Origin of the sequence: Kallipyga massiliensis ph2, from assembly GCF_000311985.1 — a bacterium.
GTDB classification, from domain to species: domain Bacteria; phylum Bacillota; class Clostridia; order Tissierellales; family Peptoniphilaceae; genus Kallipyga; species Kallipyga massiliensis.
In genome coordinates, this window is record NZ_HE978585.1 from 935,718 (window position 1) to 954,498 (window position 18,781).

Consider the following 18,781-nt stretch of genomic DNA (forward strand, 5'->3'; position numbering starts at 1 on the left):
AGGAACGAAAGGGTTTTCATAAACTTTGACCGATTCTTTATCCGGTGAAAGGGGGTCGGGTGTCCTCTGTTGAATGTTTTCTTGGTGGGCTTCTCGCCTCCTACTTCTTGACTCCTCTGGGCCTGGGCCCCTTCCTTCAAAGGGGAATTTTTCTTTTTTCAGGACTCTTTCTTTTTTTTATCACCTTTCGCCGAGGGGAGAGGGAGGGGGAAAAGTCCACCCGCCTCATGACCCGCCGGACTTGGCTCATGGCCCTGGTCCTGGGCCTGGTTCTGGGTCAGGCCAATCTGTCCCTTCGACCCGTCCATATTGATGAGGCCCTCTTCCCGGAAAAGTCTCAGATCCTCCGCCTGACCTGGACAGGGTCCCTGGAAGGAGGAGAGGGGAACCTGGGCTTATTTCGTGCGGAAAGCGGCCCTTTTAAAGGAAAAACATTTATTTCTGCATCACCGGTCAGCGAGTCCGAGGCCATCCTCCAAGTGGGACAGAGGGAAGAAGCCTGGGCCCACTACCTTCCCTTGGATAAATCGGCCTATAACGGGGCCTTCAACCGGGAGGCCTGGCTGGAGGGAAAGGGGATATCGGGCCAGGTCCGTTTGACACGGAGGATCGTCACCAGCCGGCCCGGCTCCCTCCAAAGGATAAGAAACCGGATCAAAGATCGGGCCTTAAGAAGGACGGAGGGTCTGGGTGGCCCGGCCGGATCCTTTTTTCGCCGGGTTTTCCTGGGGAGAACCGGGAGTGGAGGCCTTGACCTCAAGGACCCCATGAAAAAGCTAGGACTCTCTCACCTCCTGGCGGCCTCAGGTCTCCACGTCAACCTCCTTTTCGCTTGGGGGCTCCAAGTCCTGGCCGGCCTGGGTCTTTCCAGGAAGAGTGCCGACCGGGTCCTCTTTGTCCTCATAACCGCCTATGCCGGTCTTCTTTCCTTCCCGGCCTCTATCGTCCGGGCCGGCCTTTTCCTGGCCTTTAGTGAGGCGGGCATCCTTTATCGGGGGAAAGTCAAGCCGGTCCGGACCTTCCTGGTCCCCCTGGACCTCTACCTGACCTTCCGTCCCTATGCGGCCTATGACCTGGGGCTCCTCCTCTCCTTCACTTGTGCCCTGGCCCTTCGGATTGTGGACCGGGTTAATCGACTCCACCCGATAAAGGGATCCTTCCTCAAGGATGTCCGGACCAGCTTCTGGATCAACCTCTTTACCCTCCCCCTCATGTCCGGTGTCGTTCAGGAGATTTCCCCCGTCATCCTCCTGGCCAATCCCTTGGCCATCCCCTTCTTTTCCAAACTCTTTGCCCTGGGCCTGGTCGCCTATTTTCTGGTCCATTTCCCCCTGCTAGGTACTTTCCTTTGTGGGCTCTTTAATCTGGCTTATGGGGGATTTTCCGTCATGGTCCAGGGCTTGGAGGCCCTCCCCCTTCCCCGCTTTCCCTTAGACTCATGGTTGACCTTCGGTGGAGCCTATATTTTTTTCTTGGCCCTCCTTCTGGCCTTCCGCCTAGGTGGTCAGGACACTTGGACCCGTTTTTGGAGGAGGCTAAATGTCTGGGAGAAAAGGAAGCTGGAGGAAGCGACTTTGGACTTCCTCTGCCTGACCCTGATCTTTTTCCTTTCTTTTTCCCCGGGTCCCCGGGTCGATCGTTTTGTCGCCCTGGATGTGGGCCAGGGGGATGGTCTCCTCCTCCAGTCCCAAGCCGGCAATTTCCTCTTCGACTGTGGGGGGAGGATCAATTTCCGGACCATGAAGAATGAGGAGGCCCCACTTTTTGTGGACAAGATCCGGTCCATGGGGGTAGACCACCTGGATGGGGTTTTCCTTTCTCATAGGGACTATGACCACATTGGAAACCTGGATGGGCTGGTCAGCTCCCTCCCGGTGAAGGCGATTTTTCTTCCTCCAATGGCGGATGGATCCTCGGCCCGCCCCCTCCTTCCTCCTTCCTTGCGGGAAGGAGGAGAACAAGGCGACCTTCCACTCATTTCTTTCGAGGAGGGGAGGACCTATTCCTGGCCCGGCCGGGGAGGAGGGGTACGGATCCGAGTGGTCCGAGAAGGCCTTTTTGACAGCTCATGGCCCAATCGGGATTCCGCCGTCCTCCTGGTGGATTTCGGACCTCGTGTCCTCCTCATGGGGGACCGGGAGGAGGATTTGGACCCCAAGGACATGGCCGGGCTTCAGGGGAAGGTGGACCTTTTGAAAGTTGCCCACCATGGGTCACGGAAGGGGTCATCCATGGCCTTTCTGAAAGGAATCCACCCCCGCCTGGCCATCCTTTCTTCAGGCCGGAATAACTCTTACGGCCACCCCCACAAGGAGGTCCTAGACCGTTTGGAGGGAGCAGGAATTCCTTATGTTAGAACGTCAAGGCTGGGCGACCTCTTCTTTGAAGGGCGGGGGGAGGGGACCAGGGAATTTCTGGTTCTCACAAAAGAAGCCCAGGTCCAAAGGGACCTGGGCAGGATCATGATCGATCTTTTTCTTTTCCTCCTCCTTTTTACAGGATCCCGCCTCCTCCGGAGAAGTCCAGGGGACGACGCTGGGTGGAGATGGAAAGGATGATGCCTATTGAAGTTATGGTGAGGAGCTGGAAGGTCCCTCCGTTGGAAATGAGGGGGAGGGGGATGCCGGTGACGGGCATGAGGCCGATGGTCATGCCGATATTCTCGAAAACGTGGATGAAGATCATGGAAGCGATCCCGATGACCAGGAGGCCCTCGAAGGGGTCCTTGGCCCGGCGGGCGATGAGGACCATACGGAAGAGCATGATAAAGTAGCAGGTGATGAGGAAGATTCCGCCGATGAAGCCGAACTCCTCAGCGATGACCGAGAAAATGTAGTCGGTGTCCTGCTCAGGGATGAAGCCGAAGTGGGTTTGGGTCCCCTGGAGATAGCCACGACCGGACAGCTGGCCTGACCCGATGGCCACAATCCCCTGGAGGATCTGGTAGTTGGATCCCCGAGGATCCCGGAGGGGGTCGATGAAGTTCAAGATCCGGTCCTGCTGGGTCACGCTCAGGGAAGCGTAGAGGAGGGGGACAGCGATGAGGGCTAACACAAAGGCGGCCAGGATGTAGCCCCAATGGATGTCGGCATAGAAAATCATGACGGCAACAAAGAAGATGATGACGGCCGCGGTCCCCAGGTCCGGCTGCTTGAGGATGAGGAAGATGGGGATGGCCATGGTCACTGCCAGGATGAGGATGGTGGTAGGCTTGTTGATCTTTGATTTGTAGCGTTCCAGGAGCCAGGCCAGGAAGATGATGATGCCCAGCTTGGAAAATTCCGAGGGCTGGAAGATGACCGGGCCCAGCTTGAGCCAGGAATCCGCCCCCCATTGTTCCATGCCGAAGCCGAATAGGCGGGTGGCGACGAGGAGGGCAAGGATGATCAAGTAAATGGGGATGGCCAGCTTCCGGAGGTAGTCAATATCCACCCATTGGAGGATGGCAATGACGCCGAATCCCAGGAGGGTAGCGATAATTTGGGTAACCAGAGGGGCGATAGAGGGGTTCTTGGAGTAGGTGGCGGACCGGACAGCAAGGAGGCCTAGGATGCATAGGATGATAGTCACTATGAATAGAACCCAGTCGAACTGGGCAAATTGTTTTTTGTTTCGGTTAAACATAGGGGTCCTTTCCATCTCAAAGGATTTGGGAATCGATTCGTTCTCCATTATAATAGAAGAATCTCAGAATGAATAGGTAGAACGTCGAGTCTTTAGAGAAGGAGTCCCACCATGCAGTCCATGACCCGCAAGGAGGCGCATGAAATCGCCCAAATTCTAAAAGAAACTTATCCCGGCCTGGAGCCCTTCCTCCATGCAAAAAATCCTTTTGAATCCCTGGTCGCCACCATTCTTTCGGCCCAGACCACCGACCGCCAGGTCAACAAGGTCACACCCGCCCTGTTTGCCGCCTACCCGGACCCGGAGGCCCTGTCCCGGGCCGCTGAGGAGGAAGTCATGGACTATATCCGGTCCATCGGATTTTTCCGGACCAAGGCTCGGAATATCATCCTGACTGCCCAAAAGCTGGTTGGGGACTTCGGGGGTAAGGTTCCGAATACCATGGAGGAGCTGATGAGCCTGCCCGGCGTTGGGAGGAAGACGGCCAACGTGGTTCTGGCCAATTCCTTTGGTCAGGCCTCCATGCCGGTGGACACTCATGTTTTCCGGGTTTCCAACCGCCTGGGCCTTTCAAGGTCCAAAAATCCGGAGGAATGTGAGCAGGACCTGAGGAAGATCTTAGAAGAGGAATCCTGGAACTACTTCCACCTTTCCATCATCCAGCACGGGAGGGACATCTGTTCCGCCCGGTCTCCTAAGTGCGAAATCTGCCCCTTGAGGGACCACTGCCGCTATCTGGATTCCCTGAAGAAGGAGGGACCATCTTGTTAGAAGGTCGGGCCCGGCCCTACCGGGTGGCCATTATTGGCGGGGGAGCCTCCGGGGTCTGCTTGGCCGGACTTTTAGCTGAACAAAGTCGCCCGGATTGTCCTCTTGAAGTGGAAATTTTCGACCAAGGGGAAGCCCTCCTCCGCAAGGTCCTGGCTACGGGCAACGGGCGGTGTAATTTCACCAACCGGGACATTTCCCTGGACCATTATACGGGAGAGAGCCGGGAATTTCCGGGCCCCATCCTGGAATCCTTTGGTTTTGAGGAAGCAACCGCCTTCTTCCGGAGACTGGGCCTCCCCTCCAGGGTCCTGGACTCCGGCATGACCTACCCGGCCACCATGAAAGCGGACTCCCTGGTCCGGATTTTGGAAGCCTGGGTCCGCCACCAGGGGGTCAGGGTCCGGCTCTCCTGTGAAATCCGGGCGGTTGAAAAAAAGGACGGAGCCTACCGGGTCCAAGACGGAGAGGGGAAGGTCCGGGGTCCCTACCAAGCCCTGGTTCTAGCGACCGGTGGAGCCTACGGTATTGGCAAGAAGGAGTGGTCCCGGGGCTATTCCCTGGTCAAGGACCTGGGCCACCGACTGACCCCCATCCATCCTGCCATCTGTGGCCTGGTCGTTCGGAAATCGGATTTTTGCAGGAAGGCCACGGGAGATAAGCTGGAGGCGGGTCTCCGGATGGTCGATGGGGAAGGGAGGATCAAAATTCGGTCCGGTGACCTCCTCTTTACCGACTATGGGATTTCAGGCATGGGGGTCTTCCGCCTGTCCAATGACCTCTTAGCTCTGGTAGGAGATGGGGTGAACCCTGAAGTAAGGGTCGACCTCCTCCCCGATCTTTCCCTGGATGAGGGGGTGGATATCCTGGGATCCCTCTATGAATCCAGGAAAGACTGGAAGGCCGAAGAGGCCCTGGCCGGCTTCTTCCCCGCGAAGGTCCTCCGGGCGAGTTTGGAAGAAGGGGGAATCCAAGCCGACCAAGCCCTCTCCCAAGCCCCCCTCTCCCACTATGAAGTCTGGTTGGCATCTTCCAAGACGATGACCTTCCATGTCCTGGGGGCCCGAAAGAAGGACCATGGTCAGGTGACCTGTGGGGGCCTGGCCACGGGTCAGGTGGACCCTCAAAGCCTGGAATCCGTCCTCACCCCGGACCTCTACTTCATGGGAGAGGTCCTGGATGTCCAGGGGGAGTGTGGAGGTTACAACCTCCACTGGGCCTGGGCCTCCGCCCATGCGGTTTCCCGGGCCATCCAGCACAGGATTGCCAAGGAAACCTAGTCGTCCCTACTTCCATCAAAGACCCGGAAAGAATCTGGACGGGAGTGAAAAAAGTGCTATCATAGATACAGTTGTAAATTTGTAAATTTATAAAGAAGAATGATTAACCCCAAGATGAGTCCAGGGGAAGGTCAAGCGCTTGGCCCATGGCGGCAAGTGGTTGCCGAGACCATTGGACCAAGCGGAAAGGAGCAAGGCTTGACATATAAAGAACTGCCGAAAGACGCGCGACAAGGCGAGCTTGATTTGATCGAACGCTGGGAAAAAATGGACCTCCTGGACCGGTCGATTAAAGAAAGAGACGGCAAGCCCAATTACGTTTTCTATGACGGCCCCCCAACGGCTAACGGGAAACCCGGAGTCCACCACGTCATTGCCCGGACACTCAAGGATATGACCTGCCGGTATAAGACTATGCAGGGCTACCAGGTCCGCCGGAAGGCGGGTTGGGACACCCATGGGCTCCCGGTGGAAATTGAGGTGGAGAAGAAGTTGGGCTTCCATGACAAGCAGGATATCGAAGCCTATGGTGTTGAGAAGTTCAACGAGAAGTGCCGGGAATCGGTTTTTGAATACCGGGACCTTTGGATGGATATGTCCCACCGGATGGCCTTCCTGGCGGACATGGACAACCCCTATATTACCCTGGATAATAATTACATCGAGACGGTTTGGCACCTCTTGGATGATTTCTACCGGAAGGGGCTAATTTACAAGGGGGCAAAGATCCTTCCCTACTGCTCACGCTGCGGGACCGGCCTGGCCTCCCATGAGGTAGCCCAGGGCTATGAGGAAGACGACGTGATGACCGTCTACCCCATGTTCCCCATCAAAGGCAGGGAGAAAGAATATTTCCTGGCCTGGACCACCACCCCTTGGACCCTCCTTTCCAACGTGGCCTTAACCGTCCACCCTGATGCCGACTATGTCAAGGTCAAGCAGGGGGATGTCAAACTCATCTTAGCCAAAGACCTCATGGGCCAGGCCCTCCGTGAACAATACGGAGAGATCGAAGTCCTGGAGACCATGAAGGGCAAGGACCTGGAGTATATGGAATACGACCAGCTCCTTCCTTTTGTCCAGGTCAAGGGCAAGGCCTTTTTTGTCACTTGTGCGGATTACGTCACCATGGAAGACGGGACCGGGGTCGTTCATACGGCACCCGCCTTCGGTGAAGAGGACTACCAGACCGGCCGCCGCTATGACCTGGCCCTGGTCAACCCGGTGGGGGATGACGGGACCTTCCTGGAAGGCCCCTACAAGGGGACTTTCGTCATGGATGCTGACCCTCAGGTGATCCAATACCTCAGGGACAATGGCCTTTGCTACGGGACCCAAAAGATCACCCACAATTACCCCCACTGCTGGCGCTGCCACACTCCACTGATTTATTACGCCAAGCCCTCCTGGTATATTGATGTCTCTTCCCATGCCCAGGAGATGGTGGAAGCCAACAAGAAGGTCAATTGGTTCCCTGGCCACGTGGGCGAGAAGCGCTTCGGCAATTGGTTGGAAAATCTCAAGGATTGGGCCATCTCCCGGACCCGTTATTGGGGGACCCCCCTCAACCTCTGGGTATGCCCTGACTGTGGCCATGTCCACTCCGTGGGCTCCCGCAAGCAGTTGGCGGAAGAGGCCATCGAGGAGATCGACGAATCCATCGACCTCCACCGCCCCTATGTGGACAATGTCCATATCAAATGCCCTGAATGCGGGGGGACCATGTCCCGCGAGCCGGATGTCATCGACGTTTGGTTCGATTCCGGGGCCATGCCCTTTGCCCAATACCACTATCCCTTCGAGCATAAGGATGACCTGGAGAAGGAATTCTTCCCGGCCGACTTTATTTCCGAAGGCATCGACCAGACCCGGGGTTGGTTCTACTCCCTCATGGCCATTTCCATCCTTTATAAGGGAGTGGCCCCCTATAAAAACGTCCTGGTCAACGACCTGGTCCTGGATAAGGATGGGGCCAAGATGTCCAAGTCCAAGGGCAATACCCTGGACCCCTTCGAGCTTTTCGATAAATATTCAGCGGACGCCATCCGCTTTTACTCCCTCTTCGTCTCCCCACCTTGGGTTCCCACCCGCTTTGATGTGGAAGGGGTAAAAGAGGTCAACGCCAAGTTCTTCCGGACCTTGAAGAACGTCTACCAGATGTTCGCCCTTTATGCCAACACCAACGGCTGGGATGTAGCCTCCTTTGATATCCCGGTGGAGAACCGGCCGGAAATTGACCGCTGGCTCCTCTCCCGCTTCCAGTCCCTCTACAAGACCTACCGGGAGGAGATGGAAATCTTCGAATATACCAAGGTGGTCCATGCCCTATCGGACTTTGTTGTGGAGGACCTGTCCAACTGGTATATCCGCCGGAACCGGTCCCGCTTCTGGTCCTCTGAGGATAGTGACTACGTTAAATCCTGCTTCCTGACCACCTACGAAGTGGTTCTGGACCTGTCCAAGCTCATTGCCCCCATCACCCCCTTCCTAGCTGACCAGGTTTACCTGGCCCTGACCCATGGGGAGGCGATGGATTCCGTCCACCTGGAATACCTGCCGGAGGCTCATGAGGAAATGATCGACAAAGCCCTGGAAGAGAAAATGGACCTGGTCCGCAAGATCGTCAACCTGGGCCGGGCCTCCCGTGAGGATGCCCAAATCAAGGTCCGCCAGCCCCTTCAGGAGATTATGGTGGACAAAAAATACCGGGATAAGGTCGCAGATCTGGTGGGTCTGATCAAAGAGGAGCTCAACGTCAAGGAAGTGGTCTTCTCCGATGCCCTGGCGGACTACGCCAATATCGCCCTAAAACCCAACTACAAATTAGCGGGGTCCATCCTGGGCGGCCGGATCAAGGAATTTGCCCAACAACTCAGGGAAGTGGATGCCCATCAGTTCTTGGAGAAAATCCAGGAGGGGTCCATCACTATGGAACTTGGCGGTGAAGAAGTCTCCATCCCCAAGGAATATGTCCTGGCCGACTTCCATGCCAAGGAAGGCTACGATGTGGCTATGGATGGGAATGTCTCTGTGGTTCTGGAGACCGAACTCACCCCGGACCTCATCCAAGAGGGCTTTGCCCGGGAGTTTATTTCCCGGATCCAGCAAGCCCGGAAAAAGATGGACTTTGACGTGGCCGACCGGATTGAGATCGTCTATGACGGGGATGAGACCCTGGTAGAGGCCATCCAAGCCAATCAGGAGATGATCACCAGCAATGTTCTTGCCCTCAAGTTGACCTTTGAAAAGGGGACAAAAGGAGAGGAAGAAGACCTGAACGGGCACACCATCCACTTCTCCCTAAAGAAGGCGGATTAATAAGAAAAAAATTCATAATAAGAGAGAAACGCCTGGATTCATCACACCACGGATCCGGGCGTTTTTTACTTGATTTTTAGGGGAACTTCCGCTATACTATAAGCAAGTCATTTCAACAAACGAGTTTTCTTCTCCATATTTCCTTTTTTGGACCGGCCATGTCTTGACCTGGTTCCTTTTTTCGTGTTATACTCACATATTGCAACAGTGTTAAATCGGTACTTATGCCGATTTTTTCTTGTCTATATCTGAAATGACCGGTTTTCTCAACTTCTAAAAATTAGTAAGGGGTGGCTATGGTAATGCACAATCATACAGAAATGTATGGGCGGACGGCGCGTGAGACCTTCTCTCGCATCCCTTCCGTGCTGGAATTTCCCAACCTGCTGGACATCCAGAAGAACTCTTTTCAGTGGTTCCTGGATGAAGGCCTGGGTGAAGTCTTGGCCGATATTTCTCCCATTCGGGACTATTCGGGTGGATTGGTCTTGGAATTTGTGGACTACAGCTTTGATGAAGAGTCCGAATATTCGGTGGAAGAAGCCAAGGAAAGGGACGTCAACTACTCCAAAAAACTCCGGGTCAAGGTCCGCCTGATCAAGATGGATGAGGGCGAGATCATGGACGTCAAGGAGCAGGAAGTCTTCTTGGGCGATATCCCCATGATGACCCCGACCGGGACCTTCATTATTAATGGTGCCGAGCGGACCATCGTCTCCCAGCTCATTCGGTCACCCGGTGTCTACTACACCTCTTCTTATGACAAATCCGGAAGCCTGGAGGTCGCCTCCACCGTCATCCCCAACCGGGGTGCCTGGCTTGAGTATGACAATGACGCCAACGGGGTGGTCAATGTCCGGATTGACCGGACCCGGAAACTTCCGGCCACCACGTTGATCCGTGCCCTTCTCTTTGAAAGCAACCAGGAAATGGTGGATGTGTTGGGGGAGAGCGAAGCCCTGTCCAAGACCCTGGAGAAGGATGTTTCCACCAACCGGGAGGAAGCCCTGCTGGAGATCTACCGCAAGCTCAAGCCCGGTGATATGGCTTCGCTGGAATCCGCCGAGCCCCTGATTTATAACCTCTTTTTCGACCCCAAACGCTATGACCTGGCCCATGTCGGCCGTTATAAATTCAATAAGAAGCTGACCGTATTCAACCGGATCCATAACCGGATCCTGGCCGCTGACGCCATCTCTGAGGATGGGGAAATCATCGCCAAGGAAGGGGACTTCCTGGATGAAGACTTGGCCATGGCTATCGAAAATTCCGGGATCAACATTGTCGATGTCTACACCGACCGGACCATGGAAAAGCAGGTCCGGGTGGTGGGGTCCCACTTTGTGGACTACCGGACCTTCCAGGACCGGATTCCCGATGTGGACCTGGACCAGTTCAAGTTCTCCGATAAAATCTATAAGCCCGCCATGGATGCCGCCCTGGAGGCTTTTGAGGCTAATGAAAACGGGGCCTTTGATGAAAGCCGGCGGAAGGTTCAATACATCAACCGCCATATGGATGAGATCAGCCCCCGCCACATCACTCCGGCGGACATTTTGGCTACCCTATCCTACCAACTCAACCTTTACGACGGGATCGGAGATACGGACGACATTGACCACCTGGGCAACCGCCGGGTCCGCTGTGTCGGCGAGCTCCTCCAGAACCAGTTCCGGATCGGCCTCTCCCGGATGGAGAGGGTAGTTCGCGAGCGGATGACGACCGGAGACCAGGACTTGGCCACCCCCCAATCCCTCCTCAACGTCCGCCCGGTGACGGCAGCCATCAAGGAATTCTTTGGCTCCTCCCAGCTCTCCCAGTTTATGGACCAGACCAATCCTATGTCGGAATTGACCCACAAGCGCCGTCTCTCGGCCTTGGGCCCGGGCGGACTCTCTCGAGACCGTGCCGGTGCGGAGGTCCGTGACGTCCACGATTCCCACTATGGTCGGATCTGTCCCATTGAAACCCCGGAAGGTCCCAACATCGGCCTGATTACCTCCCTGACCACCTACGGCCGGATCAACAAGTTGGGCTTCATTGAGACCCCCTATCGGAAGGTCAAGAAGGGGACCGGCCAGGTGAGCGATGAGATCATCTATCTGACGGCCGATGAAGAAGATAAGTACATCAAAGCCCAGGCTAACGAGCCTCTGGATGATAAGGGCTTCTTTATTAATGAGCGCGTTTCCGGCCGGGGCATCCGGGCAGAAAACGGCATTTTCCCACGCAATGAAGTTGACCTCATGGACGTTTCCCCCCAGCAGATCGTTTCGGTCGGGGCAGCCATGATCCCCTTCCTGGAAAACGACGACGCCACCCGTGCCCTGATGGGGACCAACATGCAGCGCCAGGCAGTTCCCCTGATCAAGACCACGGCTCCCATTATCGGAACCGGGATTGAGCACAAGGCCGCCTGCGACTCGGGCGTTATGGTCCTGGCCAAGGAAGACGGGATCGTCACTTCCGTTGACAGTGACCATGTCGATGTCACGGACAAGGACGGGGAAGTCCACCACTACAAGATTCTGAAATTCCGCAGGGCCAACCAAGGCACCTGCTTCAACCAGCGCCCCATTGTCCGTGAAGGCGAGAAGGTGAAAAAGGGTGACACTCTGGCTGACGGTCCTTCCACGGATATGGGCGAAATCGCCCTGGGCAAGAACATCCTTATCGCCTTCATGGAATGGGAAGGCTATAACTATGAGGATGCTATGCTGATCAATGAGTCCCTGGTCATCGACGACACCCTGACCTCGGTCCATATTGAAGAGCACACCTGCGAGGCCCGACAGACCAAGCTGGGTCCCGAGGAAATCACCCGGGACATTCCCAACGTGGGTGACGAGATGAAGAAGAATTTGGATGAGGACGGGATTGTCCGGATCGGGGCGGAAGTCTTCGCCGGCGACATCCTTGTCGGCAAGGTGACCCCCAAAGGGGAGACCGAGCTTTCGCCGGAAGAACGCCTCCTTCGGGCCATCTTCGGAGAAAAGGCCCGGGAAGTCCGGGATGCCTCCTTGAAGGTTCCCCATGGAGAATTCGGCGTTGTCGTCGATATCAAGACCTATTCCCGGGTCAATGGGGACGACCTGGCTCCGGGCATCAATGAGGTGGTCCGGGTCTATATTGCCTCCAAGCGGAAGATTATGGTGGGGGATAAGATGTGCGGACGCCACGGTAATAAGGGCGTGGTTTCCCGAATCCTCCCCACGGAAGATATGCCCTTCCTTCCTGATGGAACTCCCGTCCAAATCTGCCTGAACCCCCTGGGTATTCCTTCCCGGATGAACCTGGGTCAGGTTTTGGAAGTCCACCTGGGTATGGCCGCCAAAAAACTGGGCTGGAAGGTAGCTACCCCGGTATTCGATGGTGCCCAGGACTATGAAATTGAAGAAGCCCTCGAGAGGGCGGGTTACGATATTTCCGGTCAGATCCAGCTTCGCGACGGACGGACCGGGGAAGAATTCGCCCAGCCCGTCACCGTGGGTTACATGTATATGCTCAAGCTCCACCACATGGTGGAAGAGAAGATCCATGCCCGTTCCACGGGTCCCTACTCCCTGGTCACCCAGCAGCCCCTGGGCGGTAAGGCTCAATTCGGGGGTCAGCGTTTCGGAGAAATGGAAGTCTGGGCCTTGGAAGCCTATGGGGCCTCCCACACCCTCCAGGAAATGCTGACGGTCAAGTCCGACGATGTGACCGGCCGTGTCCGGACCTATGAAGCCATCGTCAAGGGGGAGAACATCCCCGAACCCGGCATCCCCGAATCCTTCAAGGTCCTGATCAAAGAACTCCAGTCCCTCTCCCTCGATGTCAAGCTCCTGGATGAAGGTGGGGAAGAGGTCCAGCTCAAGGATGACTTGGACGACCTGACTCGCTTCTCCCAGATCGAGGAGATCGATGAGAGACAGAGTGAAGACCTTCCGGACCGCTTCATCCGCGACGCCAGCGAAGGAGATGTGGATGACGATGATGACCTGATCGATGTCGATGAGGATGACCTCGACGACTTGGATGAAGGTCACCTGGATGATGAAGAAGAGGAAGAATTAAACCGTGCCGTGGAAGATGAAGAGGACGAGTAGTCCCGGAGAGGAGTTCGATCTTGAAAAGAACTAATGATTTTGATGCCATTCAAATAAAAATAGCTTCTCCGGAAAAAATTCGTTCCTGGTCCCATGGAGAAGTGAAGAAGCCGGAGACGATCAACTACCGGACCCTGAAGCCGGAAAAGGACGGCCTCTTTTGCGAAAAGATTTTCGGTCCGACGAAGGACTGGGAATGCAACTGTGGAAAGTACAAGCGGATCCGCTTCAAGGGTGTGGTCTGCGAAAAGTGCGGGGTGGAAGTGACCAAGTCCAAGGTCCGCCGGGAACGGATGGGCCACATCGAACTGGCCTGCCCGGTTTCCCATATCTGGTATTTTAAGGGGATCCCTTCCCGGATGGGCCTCCTCTTGGATATGTCCCCCAAGGCCCTGGAACTGGTCCTTTACTTTGCCAACTATATCGTCATCGACCCGGGCGATGCGGAGGGGGACCTTTATGAGAAGCGCCTCCTCAGTGAGTCGGAATACCATGAGTACCGGGAAAAGTACGGGGATGGCTTCCGGGCCGGAATGGGTGCGGAAGCGGTAAAAGAACTCCTGGCCAAGTTGGACCTGGAGGAGGAAGAAAAGAAGCTCAAAGAAGAGCTGGAGGATGCCTCCGGACAAAAGAAGGTCCGGATCCTCCGCCGGATGGAAGTGGTGGAAGCCTTCCTCCTTTCCGGAAACCGGCCTGAGTGGATGTGCCTGGATGTTCTTCCGGTCATGCCCCCGGACCTCCGGCCCATGGTCCAGTTGGAGGGAGGGCGTTTCGCCACCTCCGACTTGAACGACCTCTACCGCCGGGTCATCAACCGAAACAACCGCTTGAAGAGGCTCCTGGATATTGGGGCCCCGGATATTATCGTCCGGAATGAAAAGCGTATGCTCCAGGAAGCTGTGGACGCTTTGATTGACAACGGACGTCGGGGAAAGCCGGTCACCGGCGCCTCCAACCGTCCCCTGAAATCCCTCTCCGACCTCCTGAAGGGGAAGTCGGGCCGCTTCCGCCAGAACCTTCTGGGTAAGCGGGTGGACTATTCAGGACGTTCAGTTATTGTGGTCGGCCCCCACCTCAAGTTCTACCAGTGTGGTTTGCCCAAGGACATGGCTCTGGAACTCTTTAAACCTTTTGTCATGAGAGAGCTGGTCGCCCAGGACCAGGCCAACAATATCAAAAATGCCAAGAAGATGGTGGAGAGGAAGGATCCCCGGGTTTGGGGACCCCTGGAGAAGGTCATCAAAGATCATCCGGTCCTCCTCAACCGTGCCCCGACCCTCCACAGGTTGGGCATCCAGGCCTTTGAGCCCATCCTGGTTGAAGGGAAGGCCATCCAGCTCCATCCCTTGGTCTGTACCCCCTATAACGCCGACTTCGACGGTGACCAGATGGCGGTTCACGTCCCTCTGTCCACAGAGGCCCAGATTGAAGCCCGCCTCCTCATGATGTCCACCAACAACATTCTGGCGCCCAAGGACGGTAAACCCATCAATACCCCGACCCAGGACATGGTCCTTGGTGTTTACTACTTGACCAAGCCACCTGTTTCCGACGAAGTCGTCATGAACTTCCGAGACTACGATGAGATGATCCAGTCCCTAGTCAACGGTTTTGTTGACCTTCACTCCCATGTCGGTGTTCGTCTTTTCAAGGGACCGGAGGACCATGGGAAGCTGGTCAATTCAACAGTAGGTAACTTCATCTTTAACCATTCCATTCCCCAGGACCTGGGCTTTGTTGATCGGTCCAAGGACCCCTATGGATTGGAGATCACCTGGAGGGTGGCGAAAAAGCAGTTGACCCAGATCATCGACCGCTGCTTCCGAATCCATGGAAATATCCGGACGGCTCAGATGCTGGATGACATGAAGAGCTTGGGTTACAAGTACTCCACCCTAGCCGCCCTTTCCGTATCCATGAACGACGTCCAGATCCCCCAGGTCAAGTTCGACCTTTTGGATGCGGCTGATGAGGAAGTGGATAAAATCAAACGCCTGGCCAGCCGTGGTCGGATGACGGAAAGCGAGCGGAAAAAGGCCGTGGTGGAAATTTGGAACAATACCACGGACGAGATTGAAAAGGAAGTCTTCAATAACTTGGGCGAGGACAACTCCATCGCCACCATGGCCCTGTCCGGGGCCCGTGGTTCCTCCAAGCAGATTTCCCAGCTGGCCGGCATGCGTGGGCTCATGTCCTCAGCCACCGGTGAGACGATTGAAATCCCCATCCGGGCCAACTTCCGTGAAGGCTTGTCGGTTCTGGAATTCTTTATCTCCACCCACGGATCTCGTAAGGGACTGTCGGATACCGCCCTTCGTACCGCCGACTCGGGTTATTTGACCCGTCGCCTGGTGGACGTTTCCCAAGATGTCATCGTGACTGAAGACGACTGCGGAACCGACCGCTACATTGAGGTATCCGACATCAAGGAAGGGGATGAGCTGATCGAATCCCTGTCTGACCGGATTACCGGCCGAACTTCTTTCGAAGACATCCTCCATCCCAACACGGGTGAACTGATTGTCCGCAAGGACGACACCATTACCGAGAGAATCAGCGAGGAGATTGTTAAGGCCGGAATTGAGAAGGTCAAAGTTCGGTCCATCCTCGAATGCAACACAGTCCATGGGGTCTGTGCTAAATGCTATGGCCGGAACCTGGCCACCGGCAAGGCGGTCAATATCGGTGAAGCCGTCGGTATCATTGCTGCCGAGTCCATCGGCGAGCCGGGCACCCAGCTGACCATGCGGACCTTCCACTCCGGTGGTGTTGCAGGAACGGCCATCACCTCCGGTCTTCCTCGTGTCGAGGAACTTTTCGAGGCAAGAAAGCCCAAGGGCCTGGCGCCCATCGCCCGGACTTCCGGCGTCGTTTCCTTCAAGGAAAATAAGAAACGTCGGGACATTGTCATCACCTCGGAAGAGGGACACCAGGAGACCTACACTATTCCCTATGATTCCAAGATTGAACTCCGGGAAGGGGAATTTGTGGAGAAGGGCCGGAGGCTGACCGCCGGATCCATCAACCCTGTCGAACTCCTGGAAGTCTTAGGACCCCAGGCGGTCCAGGACTATATCACTTCTGAAGTCCAGAAGGTTTACCGACTCCAGGGGGTTGACATCGACGATCGCCATATCGAAATCATCATCCACCAGATGATGCAGAAGGTCCGGATCCTGGATGCCGGAGATTCCGGCTTCCTCCCGGGCACCCTCATGAACGCCCGGCTTGTGGCCTTGAAAAACCGCCAGCTCCGGGAAGAGGGCAAGGAAGAAGTGGCCTATGAATACCAGCTCCTCGGGATCACCAAGGCCTCCATCGCTTCTGAATCCTTCCTTTCCGCCGCCTCCTTCCAGGAGACGACCCGGGTCCTGACCGATGCCTCGATCAAGGGCAAGGTGGACTACCTCCGTGGCCTCAAGGAGAACATCATCATCGGCAAACTCATCCCTGCCGGTACCGGAATGAAGCTCTATGCTAAAAATGAGATCGACTATGAAGGCATGGAGGAGGACCTGGCAAGGATTGAAGGCCTCCGGGCCGAGAGCGAGAACCATTCCGATAAGGGATTTGAAGATGAAGACGATCCCGATGAAGAAGGGGACGATCTTGTGGAAGAACCGGATGAAGAGGAAGAAGCTTCTTTGGTCGACTAGGCTGTAATGTGTTAAAGAAAAAAGGGGACGGGCCAACCGGCCTTTCCCCTTTTCTTATGCTCAACCACGAAAGGGGGAGGGATGAGGAAGAAAATGAAAAGAGCCTTGGTTCTTGAAGGGGGTGGGGCAAAGGGAGCCTACCAGGTAGGGGCCTATCAAGCCCTCCGGGAGGCTGGTTTTGACTTTGACGGCTATATCGGCGTATCCATCGGCTCCTTAAATGGGGTCATGTTTGCCCAGGGCCGGGAGGATCTCTGCCGGGAACTTTGGCTATCCTTGGATCTGTCGGAAATCTTCGGACTGGACCAGGAAAAGTTGAACCGCCTCTATGAAGAGGACGATTTTATGGAAAAAATTTCTGCCGGAGCCGACCTGATGAAGGTCCTCATGGACCACCGGGGTTTGCCGGTAGAACCCATGATGGAGATCTTCCGCAAGTACGTCGATGAAGAGGCCCTCCGTCAGTCGGACAAGGAATTTGGTCTGGTAACCCTGAATGCCTCCAAAAAGAAAGGAATGGAACTCTTTTTAGAGGATATTCCCCAGGGCAAGCTCACGGAATTCCTGATGGCTTCCTGCTATTTACCGGTTTTTGAGATGAAGCCTATCATGGGGGACTACTACTTGGATGGGGGCTTCCACGACCGCCTTCCCATCGCTATGGTCAAGGACCTGGCCGAAGAAATTGTGGCCATCGGACTGAACCCGGAAAAGATCCGCTACATGGGCACAGAAATTGGGGACGATGTCCTCTTTATCCAACCTTCCCAAAGCCTGGGAAAAAGCCTTGCCTTCTCTCCGGCCAATGCCCAAAGAAATATGGACCTGGGTTATGAGGATACCCGGGCTTTCTTAAAGGAACAAAAGGCCCTAAAATAGGCCAAAAACTTGACGAAATACAGAATCCTTTGTATACTATGTAAGGTTATCTTGGAGGAGATTGCTCAGTCTCCTCCCTATTTATTGAATAGAACCGCGAGCTCCGGCCCAGCCGGAAACTATTGAAGAAAAGGAGGAAGAGTATGCCGACAATTAATCAGCTCATTCGTAAAGGGAGAAAGACCGAACGGGCCAAGTCATCCACCCCGGCTTTAGGGTACAACTTCAACACGTTGAAGAATCGAGCCACTCCGGTTCAGTCCCCTCAAAAGCGTGGTGTTTGCACATCGGTTCGTACCGTTACCCCGAAGAAGCCGAACTCCGCTCTACGAAAAGTCGCTCGTGTCCGTTTAACGAACGGCGCGGAAGTATTGTCTTACATTCCCGGCATTGGTCACAACCTGCAGGAACACTCCGTGGTCTTAATCCGCGGCGGTCGTGTTAAGGACCTTCCTGGTGTGCGTTACCACATCATCCGTGGAACCATGGACACCGCCGGTGTTCAGGGTCGTAAGCAGGCCCGGTCCAAGTACGGTGCCAAGAAGGATGCCAATTAATTAATGTAAGATGTTTGTGCATACAGATTTCCCCATTACCGGGGGTGTCCATGCACAGCAGCGCAGGGAGGCCCAGGCTTTCCGCGTTGAGTACCCATAATCTACTTTTAGATTGAGTAAGGAGGGAAGCGAAGTGTCTAGAAAAGGACATATCCCCAAGAGAAAGGTTATGCCGGACCCCAGATTCAATGACGTCGCCGTATCCAAGTTGATCAACCAGGTGATGTTAGACGGCAAAAAGGGCCTCGCTCAAAAGATCGTTTACGGTGCTTTTGACTACGCCCAAGAAAAAGTGGGACAGGATGGACTGGAGATTTTCCATAAGGCTTTAGAAAACACCACCCCACTGTTGGAAGTAAAAGGACGCCGTATCGGCGGTGCGACCTACCAGGTTCCTATGGAAGTTCGTCCCGAACGTCGTCAAACTCTCGCCCTGCGCTGGATCGTTTCATTCTCCAGAGCCCGCAGCGAGAAAACCATGGTCGAAAGACTGGGTAGCGAGTTAATGGACGCCTTTAACAACACAGGCGCGAGTGTAAGAAGAAAAGAAGAAATGCACCGTATGGCCGAAGCCAACAAGGCCTTTGCCCATTTCCGTTACTAATTTGGAA

General features: G+C 55.3%; 10 protein-coding genes. 9 read left to right on the top strand and 1 reads right to left on the bottom strand.

Translation table 11 applies throughout. The features are described from left to right. Positions 1–59: 59 nt before the first annotated feature. A complete protein-coding gene (locus tag HGKM_RS04240) occupies positions 60–2,558 on the top strand; it encodes a ComEC/Rec2 family competence protein (RefSeq protein WP_019134098.1) in 2,499 nt (832 codons plus the stop codon). Here HGKM_RS04240 and rodA read toward each other — a convergent pair. Continuing rightward, positions 2,494–3,624, bottom strand: coding sequence for a rod shape-determining protein RodA (gene rodA / locus HGKM_RS04245; RefSeq protein WP_019134099.1), 1,131 nt, complete (start codon positions 3,622–3,624; stop codon positions 2,494–2,496). The two genes, HGKM_RS04240 and rodA, sit on opposite strands and share 65 nt — an antisense overlap. Positions 3,625–3,735: 111 nt before the next feature. Here rodA and nth point away from each other — a divergent pair, with 111 nt between their 5' ends. From nth to rpsG, 8 genes are all read left to right on the top strand, one after another. Continuing rightward, positions 3,736–4,395 (top strand): endonuclease III, encoded by a 660-nt coding sequence (gene nth, locus HGKM_RS04250; protein ID WP_019134100.1) that lies wholly within the window; start codon positions 3,736–3,738, stop codon positions 4,393–4,395. Next, the gene (locus tag HGKM_RS04255) at positions 4,389–5,672 is read left to right on the top strand and encodes an aminoacetone oxidase family FAD-binding enzyme (protein WP_019134101.1); all 1,284 of its coding nucleotides are present in this window, start codon (positions 4,389–4,391) and stop codon (positions 5,670–5,672) included. Before nth ends, HGKM_RS04255 begins: the two co-directional genes overlap by 7 nt. 198 nt (positions 5,673–5,870) lie before the next feature. Next, positions 5,871–8,990, top strand: a complete 3,120-nt coding sequence (ileS, locus tag HGKM_RS04260) for an isoleucine--tRNA ligase (RefSeq protein ID WP_034579593.1) — start codon at positions 5,871–5,873, stop codon at positions 8,988–8,990. Positions 8,991–9,292: 302 nt separating this feature from the next. After that, entirely contained in the window at positions 9,293–13,078 is a 3,786-nt protein-coding gene (rpoB, locus tag HGKM_RS04265; RefSeq protein WP_034578969.1) for a DNA-directed RNA polymerase subunit beta, read from the top strand. 20 nt (positions 13,079–13,098) lie between these two features. Further along, positions 13,099–16,734, top strand: a complete 3,636-nt coding sequence (rpoC, locus tag HGKM_RS04270; protein ID WP_019134104.1) for a DNA-directed RNA polymerase subunit beta' — start codon at positions 13,099–13,101, stop codon at positions 16,732–16,734. Positions 16,735–16,815: 81 nt separating this feature from the next. Beyond that, the gene (locus HGKM_RS04275; RefSeq protein WP_081585127.1) at positions 16,816–17,613 is read left to right on the top strand and encodes a patatin-like phospholipase family protein; all 798 of its coding nucleotides are present in this window, start codon (positions 16,816–16,818) and stop codon (positions 17,611–17,613) included. Between the two features lie 143 nt (positions 17,614–17,756). Then, entirely contained in the window at positions 17,757–18,170 is a 414-nt protein-coding gene (rpsL, locus tag HGKM_RS04280; protein WP_019134107.1) for a 30S ribosomal protein S12, read from the top strand. Between the two features lie 133 nt (positions 18,171–18,303). Then, on the top strand, positions 18,304–18,774 hold the full coding sequence (gene rpsG / locus HGKM_RS04285) for a 30S ribosomal protein S7 (RefSeq protein ID WP_019134108.1): 471 nt from the start codon (positions 18,304–18,306) through the stop codon (positions 18,772–18,774). Positions 18,775–18,781 lie beyond the last annotated feature (7 nt).